Source organism: Streptomyces sp. NPDC053076 (assembly GCF_044546845.1).
Taxonomy (GTDB): domain Bacteria; phylum Actinomycetota; class Actinomycetes; order Streptomycetales; family Streptomycetaceae; genus Streptomyces.
This window is the reverse complement of record NZ_JBITZL010000002.1, coordinates 1,171,049-1,188,713: the sequence shown is the minus strand read 5'-3', so window position 1 is coordinate 1,188,713 and position 17,665 is coordinate 1,171,049. Positions and strand designations below refer to the sequence as shown.

Sequence of the window (17,665 nt, the reverse complement as noted above, 5' to 3'; positions counted from 1 at the left end):
CGGTCTGCCCGGCCACGGGCTCAGGTGCCGTACTCCTGGACGCGCCGCCCGTGGTCGCGCGCGGTCAGTGCGGGCAGCCGGTCCGTCAGCTCCCGCACGACCTCCCCCACGTCGAGGGTCAGGAGTTCCCGGTCCCGCATCAGGACGCGGCCGTCGACGACCGTCGTGCGGACGTCGGCGGCGCGGACGCTGTGCACGAGGGTGGCGGCCAGGTCGTGCACCGGCTGGGTGTGCGGGCCGGTGAGGTCGACCAGGACGAAGTCGGCGTGCCGGCCGGGCGCGAGGGTGCCCACCTGTTCCCCGAGCCCGACGGCTCGGGCGCTCTGGACCGTGGCGTGGTGCAGGGCCTGGCGGGACGTCAGCCAGCGCGGGTCGCCCTCGACGGACTTCTGCATGAGGGACGTCAGCGTCATCGCCTCCCACACGTCGAGGGAGTTGTTGGAGGCCGCGCCGTCCGTGGCGAGTCCGACGGGGACGCCGGCCGCGCGCAGGGCCCGAACCGGAGTGGTGGTGGGCCAGGCGAACTTGAGGTAACCGCGGGGTGCGGTGGCCACCGCCGTACGGCCGCCCGTGCGTTCCAGCAGCGGCAGGTCACGGTTCAGGATGCCGGTGCCGTGGGCGATGAGCAGGTCGGTGTCGAGGAGCCCCGTGCGGTCCAGGACCTCTATGGGGGTGAGGCCGTACCGGGCGAGGCTGGTGTCGGTCTGGTCGCGGTTCTCGGCAGCGTGGATGTGGACGGGCAGGCCGTGCCGGCGAGCGAGTTCGGCCGTGGTGCCGAGGTCGGCGTCGGTGACGGTGTAGGGGGCGTGCGGGGCGAGCGCGGTGGTGATGCGGCCGTCGGCGGCGCCGCGTTGCCGAAGCGCGAACTCCAGGGAGTCCTGCATCCCTTGAGGCCCTTGGCTGGAGAAGTAGGCCGCGCCGAGGTGGGCGCGCAGACCGCACTCGGCGACGACTGCGGCGACCGTGTCCATGTGGAAGGAGTGGTCGGCGAAGCAGGTGACCCCGCCCCGGATCATCTCGGCGCAGGCGAGGCGCGCGCCCAACTCCACGTCCCGCTCGGTGAGGTTGGTCTCGACGGGCCAGACGACGTCGTTGAACCACTCCTCGATCGGCAGATCCTCGGCGAGGCCGCGCAGGGCCACCATCGGTGCGTGCGTATGGCAGTTGATCAGCCCGGGCAGCGCGACCTGCCCGTGCGCCTCGATCCGGGTCACGGCCTGCACCTCTCGCGTGGCGGCGGCCGTGGTGACCGCGTCGATCACCCGGTCGCGGACGACGAGGGCGGCGTCCTGGCGGAATCCGATCCGTTCCGGGTCGTCGTACCCCTCGTGCACGAGGATCGTGCAGCCGGTGACGACCAGGTCGGCGGGAGAGGCGCTCGGGGGCCCGACGGCGGTCATGAGCCCAACGTACGGCCCTGTCGTACGGTCGGGTGGGCCGAACCGCACTCCGGGGACCGTTCCTTCGCCCACCCTCGCACCCGCGCCTCCACTCACACCGGCACCCGCACCACACCCCACTCACACCACAGCGGCACCCCAACTAACATCCCACCCGCATCCCCACTCACACCACGCCTGCACCTCACACTCACACCGGCACCCGCACCCGCACCCGCACCCGCACCCGCACCAACGCCCGCACCCCCTCCCGCGCACGCACGGCCAGGCGAGCGCGTACGCCTACGCGGCGGCCGGCAGCGGCACCCGTACCCCCTGCCGTTCCAGCTCCCCGAGCGCCTCACGCAGTCGGCCGAGGTGCCGGGGGGTGAGCCGTCCGGTGTCGTCGAGGTGCACGGCGCAGGCCGTGGTGGTGTCCACGAGCCGTTCCAGCGCCTCGGCGACGGCGTCCGTGCCCTCGGTGTGCCGGGCGACGGCGGGCAGTTCGGCGGCGGCGAGGGCGATGGCGGTACGGGCCTCGGCGAGGGTCCGGTATGCCTCCCGGCGCAGCGCCCACCGCTCGGCACGGTCCCCGGACTCGCCGAAGACGTGCAGGAGATAGACGTGCGCGGCTCCGCCGGCCGCCGCGAGCCGGGCCCGTACCCCGCCGCCCCGCTTCCCCGGCATCGGCAGATGCCCCACGACGAGCACGAGCGCGCAGGCCAGCAGGGTCTCGCCGATCCGGCTGACCGATGCCTGCGGCTCGCCGCCGGCCATGATCAGGGCGAGGACGAGGACGGTGACGACGGCGGTGAGCGCCGCGAAGTGCCGGGTGGCGACCGGTATGACGGCGCCACACACCGCCACCAGCGCGATCAGCCCGGCCGGGCGGGGCAGCAGCGCGGCGAACCCGGCGAACACGACCGCGCCGAGCACGGTGCCGGCGGCCCGGCACAGCACCCGTGAGGCGAGCGGACCGAGGTCGGGCTTGACGAGGAAGACGGCGGTGGCGGGAAGCCAGTACCAGTGCGCGTGCTGCCCGTACCAGCGGGTGTGGTGCAGAGCCTGGGCGATGGCGGCACTGGCGCCGAAGCAGAGGGCGACACGCAGGCCGTACTCGCGTCCGCCGGCACCGAGCGCGGCCCGCAGCGCGTCCCGGACGCCACGGCGCCGGCCGAGCAGCCCGCGGTGGACGCCCTCGCCCCGGTCGAACGCCTCGGCGGCACGCAGCAGGGCGTCGTCCAGGGCGCGCACGGCAGGGGCCATGGCGATTCCGCCGGGCGAGCGAAGCCGAGCGGGCGGGAGGTGCGGCGCGGGCAGCGGGCCGGTGCCGGTGTTGCCGCGGACGGCCGCGGCGAGCCGCCGGGGCCCCTCCGCCGCCCGCGCAGGGACGGGCTCCCCCGCCCAGTGGAGGGCGGTGGCGGCTTCGGCGAGGGGCAACGCCGCCGCGAACTTGGCGTGCAGCCGGCGCTCGGCGGCCGAGCCGGCGTACGGGCGCAGCCGGGGTCCGGCGAGGGCGTCCTGGGCGTGGTCGAGCGCGGCGGTCAGCGCGGCCCGGCGGGCGGTGGCCCGTTCCCCGCCCACGGCGTCGACGAGCGCGGCGATCGCGTCGTACACGTCGGCGACCGCTTCCCGCTCCCCGTCGAACCGGAAGTCCCCGGCGAGCGAACCGGGGGTGGGCAGGGCGAGCCGCAGCACCAGCAGCCAGCCGGCGCCGGCCAGGAAGGCCAGGCCCCGCTGCCAGCCGCTCTCGGCCGCCGGCATCCCGGCGCCGACGGCCGCGGCGACGAGCAGCTGTGTGCCGGCGGCGGAGGCGACGGGCCCGATGGCACTGATGCCGCCGGCGGCCAGCCCGAGCGCGGTGAGCGCCAGGGTCAGCGGTACCGCGGCCAGTCCCTGCCCTGCGTACGTCCCCACGAGCAGCCCGAGCGCCCCGGCCAGCGCGGGCACCCCGAGCCGCTGCACGGAGGCCCGCCGGCTGCCGGGCCGGTCGTTGATGCCGGCGAGCATCGCGCCGATGGCGGCGAGTACGCCGTCGGCCGCCTGCCCGAGGAGCACCCCGGCGAGCAGCAACGGCCCGGCGGCGAGTGCCCCCCGGCACACCGCGCTCCAGGGGACGGGTTCGCGCTGGGCACGGAAGGCATGGGCGAGCCAGGGCGGTACGGCGAGCCGGGACACGGGGCTCCTGTTCATTCGAGGGCGGGGGTGGGCCTTCGGACGACGGTGGCCGGTGGTGTGGCTCCACGGTAGATCGCGTTCCCTGAGCAAACGGGACGATGACGTTTCAGTCAGGTGAAAGGTGCGGGGGTGGCAGGTTTCTTTATGAACGCAACTGTGACGGAGAGCCATCGGGTCCGGACCTGACCCACGGCACGGGGACGTGCGCGTCGCCGGCTCCCTCGTCGACCTCGCGAAGACGTTCGTGGATTTCGCCTGAATCTAGTGCTGTGACCGGAAAGGTTCACCGGCTCGCGGCGCCCGGCACGGCACCTCGCCGCGTTGTCGCATCACCCGAGTACATCCAGTACGCGGGTGATGCTCCGCCTTGCGATGCACCGCACCGGACGCCGCGAGCCTTCCGGCAAACCTTTCCGGCCACAGCACTAGAGGTCTGCGGCCGGCTTCCGGATCGTCCTCTCGAAGAGAGTCCGGGCCTGGGTGATCGCCTGGGCCAGGCGGTCCGGGTCCGGTCCTGTGCACAGTGACGCGAGGACGTTGTCCACGGTTCGCAGGCCGGCCCGCTCCAGCAGTCGTTTCTCGTTCGTCACCCACTCGCCGCGGGCCGCGAGGACGGCGTGGGCGGACTGGACGGCGGCCGTGGCGAGCGCTCCGGCGGTCTCCGTGAGGCGGCCGTGCGGGGCGTGGTTGGCCTCGGCGTAGGAGAGGGTGGCGTCGGCGGTGCCGGACCACCGGTCCACGGCGGCGCGGCGCAGTCTCGGCGGATACCCGGCCGGGCGCGGGAGTTCGCCCCGCAGTACCTGGTTGAGCGCCAGTTCGGCGACGACCAGGTAGCTGGGGATTCCGGCCAGGTGGAAGAGCAGCGGCTCCACCCGGAAGCGGCCCTCCTCCGCCTCGGCCAGTTCGTGTTCCACGACGTCCAGGTCCCGATAGTGCACATCGACCCGGCGTCCGTCGATGGTGAGCCAGGCGCCACCGTTGAAGACACCGCCTCCCCAGCCGCCGGTCTCGGAGACCTCACCCGGCCAGCCGAGGGCGCGCAGGTCGTCCGGGTCGAAGGGTCCGCGGTAGTAGACGGCCAGGTCCCAGTCACTGTCCGGGCGGTGGGTGCCCTCGGCGCGGGAACCGCCGAGGGCCACGGCCCGGACGGTGGGGAGGGAGGCCAGACGGTCGGCGGTGGTGGCGAGGAAGTCGGCGTCGGAGGTCTCGGGCATGGTCCCCAGCCTGACCGGTGACGCCGAGGTCCGCTCCCGGTTTTCCGGCGAGCCGTTCGCCGGTCCGCGCCCGGTAATTCGGATGCGCGCAGGACCTGGAGGTCCGATCATCGGAAAGCTGTCGGCCGTCCCGTGCGGCAACGCTTTCCGATGCCGGTTGCAGCGACGCCGTCGGACGGTCCGCGCAGCAACACTGCCCGGCGTTCCCTGCCGAACGCCGTCCGCCCGCCCCTCACAGGAGCCGCTTCCATGATCCGACGCGTCACCGCCGCCGGACTTTTCCCTCCGCCCACCTACTCCCACGCCTCCGTCGTCGAGGCCGGCACGAAACTCGCCTTCCTCGCCGGGGCGGTACCGCTCACAGCCGACGGCGAGCTGGTGGGGCCGGGGGATCCCGTACGTCAGGCCGAGCAGGTGATCGCCAATCTGCGCGAGCAGCTGCTGGCCGTCGGCTCCGACTTGGAGCACGTGGTCGTGTCCGAGGTGTACGTGGTCAGCGACGAGCCCGCGACACTCTCGGAAGTGTGGAACGTGGTCGAGGCGTCGGGTCTGAGCCTGGGGCCGCACTCGTCCACGCTGCTCGGGGTCTCCTGCCTCGGGTACACCGGACAGTTGGTGGAGATCACGGTGACGGCTGTGGTGCCGGAACTGAGTCAGGTCGGTCGATGACGGACGGGGTCGTCCTGCGCCGGGCGCTGCCGGCGGACGCCCGCGCCGTCGCCGACGTCTGGCTGCGGTCCTTCGCCACCGCCCTGCCCACGGTCGGCCGGGCGCACTCTGACGACGAGGTGCGCGCGTACTTCCGGGAGGTGGTCGTGCCGTTGCACGAGACCTGGGTCGCCGAAGCGGCCGACGGCAACGAGGAAGGTGACGGGAACGAGCGGGTCGACGGGAACGAGGGGAGTGACGGAAACGCGCGGGCCGACGGGAACGAGGGGGGTGACGGGGTCGTCGGCATGATGGTGCTGCACGACGACGAACTGTCCCAGCTCTACCTCGCCCCCGCCTGGCGGGGCCGTGGCCTCGGCGACCGTTTCGTCGCCCTGGCCAAGGAGCGCAGCCCCCGGGGCCTCACTCTGTGGACCTTCCAGGTCAACGCCCCCGCCCACCGCTTCTACGAGCGGCACGGTTTCGTCGCCGCCGAGTACACGGACGGCAGCGACAACGAGGAGCGGGAGCCGGACGTCCGGTATGTGTGGCGGCCGTGATCGCTACGCCCGGGTGACCGGTGAGGGGTCCGGATGCCCGGGGCTCGGTGGGGCGTCCGGCGCCCTCCGAGCCGGACGCGGCCCGTCCGTCTGCCGGCCCCACCGCCGCCCCTTGGTCAGCGGCTTCTCGTAGCCTCCCGCCCGGCTCGTCGTCAGGCCGAGGTTTACCAGGGACTCCGCGAGCTTCACCGCCGCCCGCCGCACGGTCGTGCGCCGGCTCCCCCCGGCCGACGTCCGGGAACTCTTCGAGCTGCGTGAGGCGTTGGAGGTGTACGCGGCGGGGCTGGCGGCGGCCCGGGCGACACCCGAGGCGCCGGCGGAGCTGCGGGACCCAGTGGTCCCCACTCCTCGCCGAACACCGTGAACTGTACGAGGCCCTCGCCTCCGGCGACCCGGACCGAGCCCGCGCCCACGCACTGGGCCACGTCCGCGCCACCTACCGCTCGACGGTCGGCACCTGTTCGGCATCGACCCGGCCCACGCCACGGACCCGGCCGACCCCACCGACGCGGCCCACGCCGACGACCCGGCCGACCCCACCGACCCGGCCGGCGCCCCCTGAGGAAGCCGCGCGCTACGGCAGCCCGGCCGCGTCCGCCGCCGTGCGCAGGACCTCGCGCAGCATGCCGGTGGTGAGCCGGCCGGTGAAGGTGTTGCGCTGGCTGACATGGAAGCAGCCGAAGAGGTCCAGGCCGTCGAGCGCGACCCGGGTGCCGTGCGCGAAAGCCGGGCGGGGGCGGGGCACGGTCCAGCCCGCCTCCCGGAACGCGGGCAGGGCGGCCTGCCAGCCGAAGGCACCGAGGACGACGGCGGCCTTCAGCGTCGGCCGGAGCAGCGTCAACTCCTGGACCAGCCAGGGCCGGCAGGTGTCGCGCTCCCCCGGGGTCGGCTTGTTGGCGGGCGGGGCGCAGTGGACGGGCGCCGTGACGCGCACGCCGTACAGTTCCAGTCCGTCGTCGGCGCTGACGGAGGCGGGCTGCGAGGCGAGCCCCACGTCGTACATCGCCTGGTAGAGCACGTCTCCCGACCGGTCGCCGGTGAACATGCGGCCGGTGCGGTTGCCGCCGTGCGCGGCCGGGGCCAGCCCGATGATCACCAGCCGGGCGTCGGCCGGGCCGAACCCCGGCACCGGCCGCCCCCAGTACGTCCAGTCGACGAACGCGGCCCGCTTCGTACGGGCCACTTCCTCGCGCCAGTCGACCAGCCGCGGGCAGGCCCGGCAGTCGGCGACGCGCCGGTCGAGCCGGGCGAGAGCGCTGCTGTCGTCCATACGGCCACCGTATGCCCCAAGGCGCCCGGGCGAACCCGTCGCCCACCACCGCGAAGTCGCAGATCCGCAGGTACACAAGTCGCAGGTGGCAGGTGCAGGTGGCAGGGCGCAGTTCGCATGTGGCAGTGCGGGGCGCAGGGCGCGGGTCGCAGCTCGGCCGGCCAGAATCGTCGCCGACGGTGGCGGTGAGGCACGGTGGCGGTGAGGCACAGCGGCGGTGAGGCACGGATGGCAGTGGGATACGGCGGCAGTGGGTCTCCGAGGTGTTCCTGGTGACCGCGACCCGGCGGGCCGGTCCGACGACCAGCCCGACGACCAGCACGGCCGAACCGACGAGACGCGGTCCGCCGGTGCCTGGGACGGTCAGGGGCTGCACCGCGAAAACGCTTCCGGCTCAGTCGCCCCGTGGCGTTAAGGTCGGGACATGGCTTCCGACGATGCGGACGAGACCGTGGACCGTGCGACCGGCGAGGAGACCGGCGACGGGACCGGCGCGCCGGGCGGATCGGCGTCCGCACCTGCCGAGCAGCCGCTCGACCCCAAGACCGCCGCCGCGGTGGCCGCCGCCGAGGCCGCCGGAGCGGGCACCGGCGAAACCGTCCGCATCGACAGCTGGATCTGGGCCGTCCGTCTGGTCAAGACCCGCTCCCTCGGCGCCTCCGCATGCCGGGGCGGGCACGTGCACGTGAACGGCGAGCGGGTGAAGCCCGCCTACTCCGTACGCGTCGGCGACGAAGTACGGCTGCGGCACGAGGGCCGGGAACGGGTCGTGATCGTCAAGCGTCTGATCCGCAAGCGGGTCGGTGCGCCCGTGGCCACCCAGTGCTACATCGACAACTCCCCTCCGCCTCCGCCCCGCGAGGCCATCGCCCCCGCCGGTCTCCGCGACCGCGGCGCCGGCCGCCCCACCAAGCGGGACCGCCGCGAACTGGAACGCCTCCGCAGCCTCGGCAGCTCCGGCGCCCCCGGTGGCTTCGCCGGCCTCGGCGGCCCCGGCGCAACGGGCGGAGTCGGCGGGTCCGGCGGCCGCAGCGGGGCGAGCGGCCGTGGCGAACGCCGGGGCTCCGACGCCGCCGGCGGTCGCGGCGGCCCGGGCGGTACAGGGGGTGCGGGGCGCGCTGGGGGCTCGGGAGGAAGGCCGCGCGGGCGGTGAGCTGAGGAAAACCCGGCCATCACACGGAGAAGCCCAGCCAGGGAAGAGCCCGCTCGTGTTCGAGACCACTCGAGAACATCGACGCCGACGGCCCGGCCCAGGCGGCGCTTGAGGGGCGGCGGGGATGACCGCCGAGGCGGTCAGGGCCCTGGACGGGCTGGACGAGGCGGCAGGGTGGAGGAGCTCGCCCGCCGGCTGGGCGGGGACGTCTCCCCGGCCGTGCCCACCCTGGTGCAGGCCCGGCTGGAGTCGACTTCACCCTGCTGCGCGAAGGGGATCTGAACGTCGTCGGCTTGGACCAGGCCGCGTGATGCCGGGTGCGGCCACGAGCGGTGAGGCGGCGAGCAGCCCCGTGCGCGCGGGCCGGTGTCTGGACCGCGCCGGGTGCGCCCGCGGCGACGACGCGGGCGCCGAGTCGTCAGGCGGGCTGGACGGTGATGGTGCAGAGGCGCTTGGTGGCCCGGGTCAGGGCTACGTACAAGTCCCTTTCCCCACCGGGGCGGGCCGTGCTGATTTCCTCGGGGTTCATGACGACGACCCCGTCGAATTCCAGGCCGCGTGCTTCGGACGCCGGCACGATGCGTGCGTGGTGAGCGATGCCCTGGGCCGTCAGCTCGCTCACCCTGGTGTCCGCGCAGATCACTCCCAGAAGCTCGCCCGGGTGCGCGGTGCTCTGAGCACGGAGTTCCTGAACGACGGCGGTGACCCACCCGTCCGGAGGTGTGGTCACGGCGCGAGGGCTCTCACCGCTTCGCAGTGACCGTGTGGGCTTCTGGTCCGGAGCGATCCGCGTGAGCAGGTCCCGGACGCTCTCCAGGATCTCCTGGGTGGTGCGGTAGCTGACGGTCAGGTTGTGCAGTGTGAACCGCGGTCCGACGTGGGGGCTCAGTGCTTCCTTCCAGTCGCGTGCTGTCGCGACCGGGCCTGCCTGGGCGAAGTCACCCACCAGCGTCATCGCCCTTGCCGGGCAGCGGCGGACGATCATCCGCCACTGCATGGCGGTCAGTTCCTGCGCCTCGTCGACGACGACGTGCCCGTACGTCCGCTCGGGGGGGCCGTCGACCAGGCTCACCGCCTCGTCCAGCAACGGCACATCGGCATCGGTCCACGGGTCGTCCGGACCGCGCAGCAGAAGGGACCGCTCCTGCGCGGTCAGGCGGGGCAGGCGCTCGGCGAGAGCGTCGGCATTCGTCAGGAGCGCCTTCACGAGGTCACCGGGTACCAGCCGCGGCCACAACACCTCGACCGCTCGGTCGACCCCGGCGTCGTCGAGGAGATCGGCTCGGATGGCGTCCAGGTCCAGCTCGTGGACCGGACCCGAGTCGGCCGCACCTTCGGCACGGCGCTGGGCGGCTCCCGTGAACCGGTCGAGGTCGATGCCCGTCATCCTTTCGGCATCGGCGTCGATCCGCTCCAGGAGGTCGCCCATGTCTCGTTGCATCGCGTCGGTGACGGCGTCGACCAGGAGCTCTTTGAACACCTGGCGCGCGGGGTTGTGCCCCGGTACGGCTGCCACGGCGGCGTCGCGTGCCGTGGCTACTTCCTCGCCGGAGAGGCGAACCAGTTCCTGTCCGACCCGCACGGTGAAGCCACCGGCGGGCGCTTGGTGGACGCGCAGCAGGCCGGCCAGGGCGTCGGCGAGGTCGGAGCTGCCCTTGAGACGCGCCGTGTCGAACGGGCCCACCGTGTCCGTGGACACTCCGGCCAGTTCCCGGCAGGTCGCCAGAACGACGTCGTTCTCTCCGAGCGAGGGAAGAACCTGGGAGATGTAGTCGAGGAACCGAGCGTTCGGGCCCACCACCAGGACACCCTCCTCCGCGGCGCGCGGGAACGCGTACAGGACGTAGGCCGCCCGGTGCAGGGCGACCACCGTCTTGCCGGTGCCGGGCCCGCCCTGCACCACGGTCACCCCGCGGTGGGCGGAGCGGACGATCTCGTCCTGCTCGGCCTGCAGCGTCGCGACGGCCGCGTGCATCCTGCCCGTACGCCGGGCCGACAGAGCCTCGGTCAACGGGCCGTCCCCCACGACGTCCTCGTCCGTCGGGGCGGTCCCGTCCAGCAGTTCGTCGCTCACCGAGACGACCGTGCGCTCCTCGAGGCGCAGGTGCCGGCGCCGCCGCAGGTCCATCGGGTGGACCGGTGTCGCCTCGTAGAAGGGCCGCGCCGCGTTCGCGCGCCAGTCCACGAGCAGAGGCAGGTCATCCTCCTCCCTGTGCAGTCCGATCCGCCCGATGCGCAGGGCCGTGCCATCCGTCCGGTCGATGCGCCCGAAGACCAGCCCTTTTTCGGCGCCCTCCAGCCGGCCGATTTCCTTGGCCAGACGCTCGGCGGCGATTTCCCTCTCGTATGCCTCACCGGCGCTTTCCGCCGGAGCCTTCAGCACACTCGCTCGGTGTACTCGCGCCTCGGAAAGCCGCTCGGTGAGAAATTCATACAAGGAGGACACATAATCCCGCTCCGATTCAACCGCACGCACAGCGGGATCATTCATTTTCGACAACAGGGGGCTCCTTCGATTCGAGCCACACCATACGGTCACAGGCCCATAAAGATAAGTCTTGACTTACTTGGTCAAGCTATGGCCCTGCGACTGAATCCATGACGACTGACCTTCCGCCGTTCCGTATATCGCTGATTGCGCTCCCGATGCCCGCCTGCCTTATGGGCGAGCCCGCCCTTGGATACCGGCGATGTTCTGCCGTGCTCGGGAAGGGAGACGATACGGCGAGGCGACCGGCACCATTGAGTTCTTGAGCTCCCGACTCGTGCCGACGGCCCCATCACAGGACCACAGCGCCATGCCGCCGTCAGTCGCGCCCGACCCAGAGAACGGATCGCTGAAATCGGCGGGCGTCCAAATGAACCCGGGCTTTCCCGGGCCCGGCGGCGGCGCCGATCTTATCTGATCCGATAACGGCTGATGACACGGTTTGCTGACAGCCAGGACGGAATGCGACCACCACAACGGGGAGCGGCATGGCCAACCTGGTCCATAAGCGGATGTCGACCGACCAGCAGTCGACCACACGCCAGAACCTGTGCCGGAAGAGGCTGGGATCGAGGCCCCGGTTGTCTTCGCGGAGCAGACCGGGACCTCCGCGTCCCGACGAGCATTGATGCGGGTCGTCATCGAAGAGTACGTTGCGATGAGGAGTGGTGGTCCGATGCGTACGGGCAGTGAACCGGCGACCGCGCGCAGTGCTCTGCGGGCGCGGTTCTGGCTGAGCGCGTGGGGGCTGGTCTGGGCGATCTTCGGCACGGCCGCGTTCGCACTGGCGGGGCGCCCGGGCTGGGCGGCGGCGTGCGGCGCGCTCTGGCTGGTGGTCACCGTCGACATGGCCATGATCCTCCGGCACATCCGGCAGGGTCCTCACTACCAGCCGGGCCACGACATACCGCCGTACCCGCCGCCGGACGACGATGGACCACCGCATCCGGGGCCGCCGAGGCACCGCCGACCCAGCGGGCCGCCGCACCCGGGACCACCCAGGCACCGCCATCCGTGAGCGCCTGGCTTGGATCGAGCGCGCCAGCGCAACCGGCCGGGTACGCACCCCCGGAGGCTCCAGGGGCCGCCTCCCGCTCCGCCCGCCGTCAGTCGTCGAAACGGGCCGCTTTCAGATACTCCGGATTGGGGTCGAGCGCGGCGGCCAGGCGGAAATGCCGTTTGGCCTGGTCGGGGCGCCCCTGGCGCTCATAGGTGCGGGCCAGGGCGAAGTGCGCGAACGCGTTGTCCGGCTCACGCTCCAGCACGATGGTGAACTCCAGCTCGGCGGGCCGCAGTTGCGCCGCGGCGAAGAACGCACGCGCGCGTAGCAGGCGCGCGGCGGTGTTCTCGGGGTACGCGGCGATGACTCCGTCGAGCAGTTTCACCGCGCCCCGCGGGTCCCGTGCGTTGAGCAGTTGCTCGGCGGCACGGAAGTCGATGACATGCGTTTCCGGAGTACGTCCGGTGGGACCGCTGGTCTCGGGCACGGCTGAGTCCTTCCCTTGCTCCAGCGCTTCAACGCCCCGGGCCGGGCGGCTATTCCGTGGCCCCGGCCGCCTGCCGGGCCCGGCGTGCCAGGTCGTCCCAGACCTCGGCGACACGCGTCCGAAGCGCGTCCAGGGGTACGTCGTTGTCGATGAGGACGTCCGCGATCTCCCGGCGCTGTTCGCGCGTCGCCTGTGCGGCCATACGCGCGCGTGCGTCCTCCTCCGTCATCCCGCGCAGCCGCACCAGCCGGTCGAGCCGGGTCTCGTCGCTTGCGTCCACGACGATCACGACGTCGTAGAGCGCCGCGAGACCGTTCTCGGTGAGCAGGGGCACGTCGTGGACCACCACGGCGTCCTCTGCCGCGGCACTCTCCAGCTCGCGGGACCGGGCGCCCACCAGGGGATGCACGAGGGAGTTGAGGACAGCGAGTTTCTCGGGGTCGGCGAAGACGATCGAGCCGAGCCGGGGCCGGTCCAGGCTGCCGTCGGCGGCGAGGATGTCCGTCCCGAAGGCGTCGACCACGGCCGCGAGGCCGGGGGTCCCGGGCGCCACGACCTCGCGCGCGATGCGGTCCGCGTCGATCAGCACGGCCCCGTGCTCCACGAGCAGCCGCGAGACCTCGCTCTTGCCGGCGCCGATACCGCCGGTCAGGCCCACTGTCAGCATGAGCGGAAGCCTAGACGCTCCGCTCCTGGGCCGGTCCGACAGGTGCGGGCCGACAAATGCGGGCCGCCGGCACCGGCCCGGCAGGTGCGGGCCGGCAGCACCGGCCCGACAGGGGCCGGTGGCAACCCGGCAGGAGCCCGGTACAGATGCGGGCCGACACCGGCCCGACGGGAGCCGGTTGGGGCCGCCCTGTAAGGGCTGCTGCCGACGCGGCTCTCCGCGCCGTGCGGGCCGCGGGTCAGTTGTCGCCCTCGCGCTCCGCCAGGAAGCGCTCGAACTCCAGCCCGATCTCGTCCGCCGACGGGATCTCCACGGGCTCGGCCAGCATGTTGCCGCGGGTCTCGGCGCCCGCCGCGGCGTCATACTGATGCTCGAGGCCCTGAACGAGCGAGGTCAACTCCTCGTCCCCCTCCCGGATCTGCCGGTCGATCTCGTTCTGCGTGCGGTGGGCGTCCGTGCGCAGCGAGTGGGCCACGCCGGGCAGCACCAGACCGGTGGCGGCCGTGACGGCCTCCAGGACGGTCAGGGCGGCGTCCGGGTACGTGGAACGGGCGATGTAGTGCGGGACGTGCGCGGCCACGCCCAGGACGTCGTGACCGGCCTCCATGAGGCGGTACTCGATCAGCGACTCGGCGCTGCCGGGCACCTGTGCCTCGTCGAAGGGGCTGCGGTGACCGGGAACGAGGTCGGTGCGGTTGCCGTGCGGGGTCAGGCCCACCGGGCGGGTGTGCGGGACGCCCATGGGGATGCCATGGAAGTTCACCGACAGCCGGACGCCGAGCCGTTCCACCATCTGCCGTACCGCCGCCGCGAACCGCTCCCACTCCACGTCCGGTTCGGGACCGGACAGCAGCAGGAACGGAGCACCGGTGGTGTCCTGGACGAGGCGGACCTCGACGGCCGGGACCTCGTAGTCCGTCCAGCGGTCCCGCTTGAAGGTCAGCAGGGGGCGACGGGCCCGGTAGTCCACGAGCCGGTCGTGGTCGAATCGGGCCACGACCTGGTGGGGCAGTGAGTCGAGGAGCCGGTCGACGATCTGGTCGCCGGTCTCACCCGCGTCGATGTATCCGTCGAAGTGGTAGAGCATGACAAGGCCGGCCGACTCCTGGGCGAGCGCCATGTCGACAACGGCGAGGCCCTTCGGCTCCCATGCGTACAAACCCTGCGGATCAAGCACTGTGACCGCTCCTCCTCGTGTCCGTCCTCGACAACGCGCCCTGGCGCGGCGGAATTCCCGCGGCACGCCGCGATCTGCGACGGCTGGGGCTGCGGCACGGTCTTCAAGGGCAACAAGTCGGCTCTGGCCGGCGCGACCGGCGCGACGCAGCTGGCGATCGACGTCCCCGACTACGGCACGAGCTGCAGGACGACGGTCTACAGCAGCGACACGGTGACGGGCGGCAAGGGCCTGACGAACGTCCCGGTCACTTCCTGAAGAAGGACACGGTGATCCCTTGAGGGGCCCGGGGAACTGCGCGCCGAGCCACCACGGGCCCGGCACTCGAAGAACGACGGCCGGACCTCGGACAACTCCGAGGACACGAGGACACACTCCGAGAACGACTCCCAGGAACTTCCGGGAGGGAACTCCGAGGCAGGACGCCGAGGGAGAACAGCGATGAGGGGCCGCACCTCGAAAGGTGCGGCCCCTCAGTGCCTATCGGCTAAGCCTCAGGCTGCGTTCAGCTCTGGCCACCGGCCAGCTTCTCGCGCAGCGCGGCCAGCGCCTCGTCCGAGGCCAGGGCACCAGAGGTGTCCGCACCCTCGGAGGAGTAGGAGCCGCCACCGGTCGCGGCCGGAGCCGCAGCCTCGCCGCCCTCGGCCGCGGCAGCGGCGTCGGCCTCGCGGGACTTGATGACCTGCGCCTGGTGCTGCTCGAAGCGCTGCTGCGCCTCGGCGTACTGGTGCTCCCACGCCTCCCGCTGGGTCTCGTAGCCCTCGAGCCAGTCGTTGGTCTCGGGGTCGAAGCCCTCGGGGTAGATGTAGTTGCCCTGGTCGTCGTAGGACGCGGCCATGCCGTACAGGGTCGGGTCGAACTCCACCGAGGCCGGGTCGGCACCGAAGGACTCGTTGGCCTGCTTCAGCGAGAGGCTGATGCGACGACGCTCGAGGTCGATGTCGATGACCTTGACGAAGATCTCGTCGTTGACCTGGACGACCTGCTCCGGGATCTCCACGTGGCGCTCGGCCAGCTCGGAGATGTGCACCAGACCCTCGATGCCCTCGTCCACGCGGACGAACGCACCGAACGGAACCAGCTTCGTGACCTTACCGGGCACGACCTGGCCGATCTGGTGGGTGCGGGCGAACTGCTGCCACGGGTCTTCCTGCGTCGCCTTCAGCGACAGGGAGACACGCTCGCGGTCCATGTCGACGTCGAGGACCTCGACGGTGACCTCCTGGCCGACCTCGACAACCTCGGAGGGGTGGTCGATGTGCTTCCAGGACAGCTCGGAGACGTGGACCAGACCGTCGACGCCACCCAGGTCCACGAAGGCACCGAAGTTGACGATCGAGGAAACGACGCCGGAGCGGACCTGACCCTTCTGGAGGGTCGTGAGGAACGTCTGGCGGACCTCGGACTGGGTCTGCTCCAGCCAGGCACGGCGGGACAGGACCACGTTGTTGCGGTTCTTGTCCAGCTCGATGATCTTGGCCTCGAGCTCCTTGCCCACGTAGGGCTGGAGGTCGCGGACACGGCGCATCTCGACGAGAGAAGCCGGCAGGAAGCCACGGAGGCCGATGTCGAGGATGAGACCACCCTTGACGACCTCGATGACGGTACCGGTGACGATGCCGTCCTCTTCCTTGATCTTCTCGATGGTGCCCCAGGCACGCTCGTACTGGGCGCGCTTCTTCGAGAGGATCAGGCGGCCTTCCTTGTCCTCCTTCTGAAGAACAAGGGCTTCGATCTCGTCGCCGACCTTGACGACCTCGTTCGGGTCGACGTCGTGCTTGATCGAGAGCTCGCGGCTCGGGATGACACCTTCGGTCTTGTAACCGATGTCGAGCAGGACCTCGTCCCGGTCGACCTTCACGATGACGCCGTCGACGATGTCGCCGTCGTTGAAGTACTTGATCGTCTCGTCGATCGCGGCGAGGAAGGCTTCCTCGTTACCGATGTCGTTGACCGCAACCTGCGGGGTGGTGGCGGTGGTCTCGGTGCTGCTCGTCATGTGGGAAAGGGCTCCGGTACGGACATTGAAGTCGTAGGTACTGCTTACGCCGGGAGCCCGTTTCGCTCTGCAGAAGCCGGACAGCCAAGGAAGCGCCACCTTTTTATGGACACCAAGTGCCCGATGGCGCCTCGAGAACCGAGGGGACATACAACAGATGCGAGCGCAGCCTGCTACGTCTGAGGAGCGCAGGCCCGCAGCGCAACTTGTAGCATACGGGGGCAGCCGGACATGGTCAATGCGCGAAGGCGCACACCCGGGGCGGATCGCCGCATACCCGGCAGAAGAAACGCCCCGGCAGGCCACACAGGCCCATGGGACTCCGTCCGTACAAGCCCCGGCGGGTTGGACGGAAGAGTACGACGAGGGAGCCGATCATCCAAGAGCCGGAAGCGTACGACCCGCAGCGGTCGGAGGAGTCCGAGCCCGAGGCCACCCGCCGTGACGCCGATGTCACGGAGAGCGCCCGGGCCAACCGGGGCTGGTGGGACCGGAACGCGGACGAGTACCAGGTGGAGCACGGCACGTTCCTCGGGGACGACCGCTTCGTGTGGGGCCCGGAGGGCCTGGACGAGGTGGAGGCGGAGCTGCTCGGCCCGCCGGAGGAGCTGAAGGGCAAGGGGGTCCTGGAGATCGGCGCGGGCGCGGCACAGTGTGCCCGCTGGCTGGCCGCCCAGGGCGCGCGCCCGGTGGCCCTGGACCTCTCGCACCGCCAGCTCCAGCACGCGTTGCGGATCGGCGGATCGTTTCCGCTGGTCTGCGCGGACGCCGGCGCGCTGCCCTTCGCCGACGGCTCCTTCGACCTGGTGTGCTCGGCGTACGGCGCGTTGCCGTTCGTGGCCGACCCGCGGCTGGTCCTGCGGGAGGTGCGCCGGGTGCTGCGGCCGGGCGGCCGGTTCGTGTTCTCCGTGACGCATCCGGTCCGCTGGGCGTTCCCGGACGAGCCCGGTCCCGAGGGTCTGTCGGTGTCCTCGTCCTACTTCGACCGCACGCCCTACGTGGAGCAGGACGAGCAGGGCCGTGCGGTGTACGTGGAGCACCACAGGACGCTCGGCGACCGGGTGCGGGACATCGTGGCGTCGGGCTTCCGGCTGGTGGACCTGGTGGAGCCCGAGTGGCCGGCCTGGAACACCGCGGAGTGGGGCGGCTGGTCGCCGCTGCGCGGCACGCTCATCCCGGGGACGGCGATCTTCGTGTGCGAGCGGGACTGACGCGTTTACCTCGCCTGCGCGCGCGTGCATCGCCCACGCGCGCGTGAGGCCCCTTCTTCCTTGCTCTTCGCACGCGCGCGCGTGCGCATACGCCTGCGCGTGCGAAGGCCGTTCCCGTACGTGCACGCGCACCGTTTGAGGGCCGTCCTCGTGCGTGCACCGGCGCCGTTGAGGCACGTTCCCGTACCCGCACGCGTGGGTGAGGCCCGTTCGCCTACGCCTGTGACTCCTGGG

At 71.9% G+C, this 17,665-nt stretch carries 14 protein-coding genes and 2 pseudogenes; 7 read left to right on the top strand and 9 right to left on the bottom strand.

From position 1 onward, the window contains the following. Positions 1-20: 20 nt before the first annotated feature. The 3 genes from ACIGYR_RS12570 to ACIGYR_RS12560 form a co-directional block, all read right to left on the bottom strand. Positions 21-1,400: an amidohydrolase gene (locus ACIGYR_RS12570; RefSeq protein ID WP_399595328.1), complete on the bottom strand. Its 1,380-nt coding sequence runs from the start codon at positions 1,398-1,400 to the stop codon at positions 21-23. Between the two features lie 282 nt (positions 1,401-1,682). Further along, positions 1,683-3,572, bottom strand: coding sequence for an FUSC family protein (locus tag ACIGYR_RS12565; protein WP_399595330.1), 1,890 nt, complete (start codon positions 3,570-3,572; stop codon positions 1,683-1,685). Between the two features lie 410 nt (positions 3,573-3,982). Beyond that, positions 3,983-4,771, bottom strand: coding sequence for a nucleotidyltransferase domain-containing protein (locus ACIGYR_RS12560; RefSeq protein ID WP_391839344.1), 789 nt, complete (start codon positions 4,769-4,771; stop codon positions 3,983-3,985). A gap of 249 nt (positions 4,772-5,020) precedes the next feature. Between ACIGYR_RS12560 and ACIGYR_RS12555 the strand changes: the two genes are divergently transcribed. From ACIGYR_RS12555 to ACIGYR_RS12545, 3 genes and pseudogenes are all read left to right on the top strand, one after another. Next, positions 5,021-5,440, top strand: a complete 420-nt coding sequence (locus tag ACIGYR_RS12555) for a RidA family protein (RefSeq protein WP_391839342.1) — start codon at positions 5,021-5,023, stop codon at positions 5,438-5,440. Then, positions 5,437-5,979 (top strand): GNAT family N-acetyltransferase, encoded by a 543-nt coding sequence (locus ACIGYR_RS12550; protein ID WP_399595332.1) that lies wholly within the window; start codon positions 5,437-5,439, stop codon positions 5,977-5,979. The genes ACIGYR_RS12555 and ACIGYR_RS12550 overlap by 4 nt, the downstream gene beginning before the upstream one ends. A 136-nt stretch (positions 5,980-6,115) precedes the next feature. Continuing rightward, positions 6,116-6,541, top strand: a pseudogene (locus ACIGYR_RS12545) (FCD domain-containing protein); the annotation flags it as partial. A 12-nt stretch (positions 6,542-6,553) separates the two neighbouring features. Here the strand turns inward: ACIGYR_RS12545 and ACIGYR_RS12540 are convergent. Further along, positions 6,554-7,249: a uracil-DNA glycosylase gene (locus tag ACIGYR_RS12540; RefSeq protein WP_399595334.1), complete on the bottom strand. Its 696-nt coding sequence runs from the start codon at positions 7,247-7,249 to the stop codon at positions 6,554-6,556. Positions 7,250-7,673: 424 nt separating this feature from the next. On the opposite strand from ACIGYR_RS12540, the gene ACIGYR_RS12535 reads away from it, so the two are divergent. Continuing rightward, the gene (locus ACIGYR_RS12535) at positions 7,674-8,402 is read left to right on the top strand and encodes an RNA-binding S4 domain-containing protein (protein WP_399595336.1); all 729 of its coding nucleotides are present in this window, start codon (positions 7,674-7,676) and stop codon (positions 8,400-8,402) included. 418 nt (positions 8,403-8,820) lie between these two features. On the opposite strand, the gene ACIGYR_RS12530 is transcribed toward ACIGYR_RS12535, so the two are convergent. After that, on the bottom strand, positions 8,821-10,785 hold the full coding sequence (locus ACIGYR_RS12530) for a HelD family protein (RefSeq protein WP_399595338.1): 1,965 nt from the start codon (positions 10,783-10,785) through the stop codon (positions 8,821-8,823). A 781-nt stretch (positions 10,786-11,566) separates the two neighbouring features. Here ACIGYR_RS12530 and ACIGYR_RS12525 point away from each other — a divergent pair. Then, positions 11,567-11,908 carry a DUF6343 family protein gene (locus tag ACIGYR_RS12525; protein ID WP_391839334.1) on the top strand — a complete coding sequence of 114 codons (342 nt, stop codon included), beginning with the start codon at positions 11,567-11,569 and terminating at the stop codon, positions 11,906-11,908. Between the two features lie 88 nt (positions 11,909-11,996). Here ACIGYR_RS12525 and ACIGYR_RS12520 read toward each other — a convergent pair whose 3' ends face one another. The 3 genes from ACIGYR_RS12520 to ACIGYR_RS12510 form a co-directional block, all read right to left on the bottom strand. Continuing rightward, a complete protein-coding gene (locus ACIGYR_RS12520) occupies positions 11,997-12,377 on the bottom strand; it encodes a tetratricopeptide repeat protein (protein ID WP_391839332.1) in 381 nt (126 codons plus the stop codon). A 49-nt stretch (positions 12,378-12,426) separates the two neighbouring features. Continuing rightward, positions 12,427-13,044 carry a dephospho-CoA kinase gene (gene coaE / locus ACIGYR_RS12515; protein WP_399595341.1) on the bottom strand — a complete coding sequence of 206 codons (618 nt, stop codon included), beginning with the start codon at positions 13,042-13,044 and terminating at the stop codon, positions 12,427-12,429. 238 nt (positions 13,045-13,282) lie between these two features. Continuing rightward, positions 13,283-14,221 carry a PAC2 family protein gene (locus ACIGYR_RS12510; protein WP_399595343.1) on the bottom strand — a complete coding sequence of 313 codons (939 nt, stop codon included), beginning with the start codon at positions 14,219-14,221 and terminating at the stop codon, positions 13,283-13,285. An 81-nt stretch (positions 14,222-14,302) separates the two neighbouring features. Here ACIGYR_RS12510 and ACIGYR_RS12505 point away from each other — a divergent pair. Beyond that, positions 14,303-14,479 (top strand): annotated as a pseudogene (locus ACIGYR_RS12505) (sheath polysaccharide-degrading enzyme); the annotation flags it as partial. A gap of 247 nt (positions 14,480-14,726) precedes the next feature. Here ACIGYR_RS12505 and rpsA read toward each other — a convergent pair. Then, the gene (rpsA, locus tag ACIGYR_RS12500; RefSeq protein ID WP_399595345.1) at positions 14,727-16,220 is read right to left on the bottom strand and encodes a 30S ribosomal protein S1; all 1,494 of its coding nucleotides are present in this window, start codon (positions 16,218-16,220) and stop codon (positions 14,727-14,729) included. Positions 16,221-16,534: 314 nt separating this feature from the next. Between rpsA and ACIGYR_RS12495 the strand changes: the two genes are divergently transcribed. Beyond that, positions 16,535-17,431, top strand: a complete 897-nt coding sequence (locus ACIGYR_RS12495; protein WP_399595347.1) for a class I SAM-dependent methyltransferase — start codon at positions 16,535-16,537, stop codon at positions 17,429-17,431. The last annotated feature ends 234 nt before the right edge of the window (positions 17,432-17,665 follow it).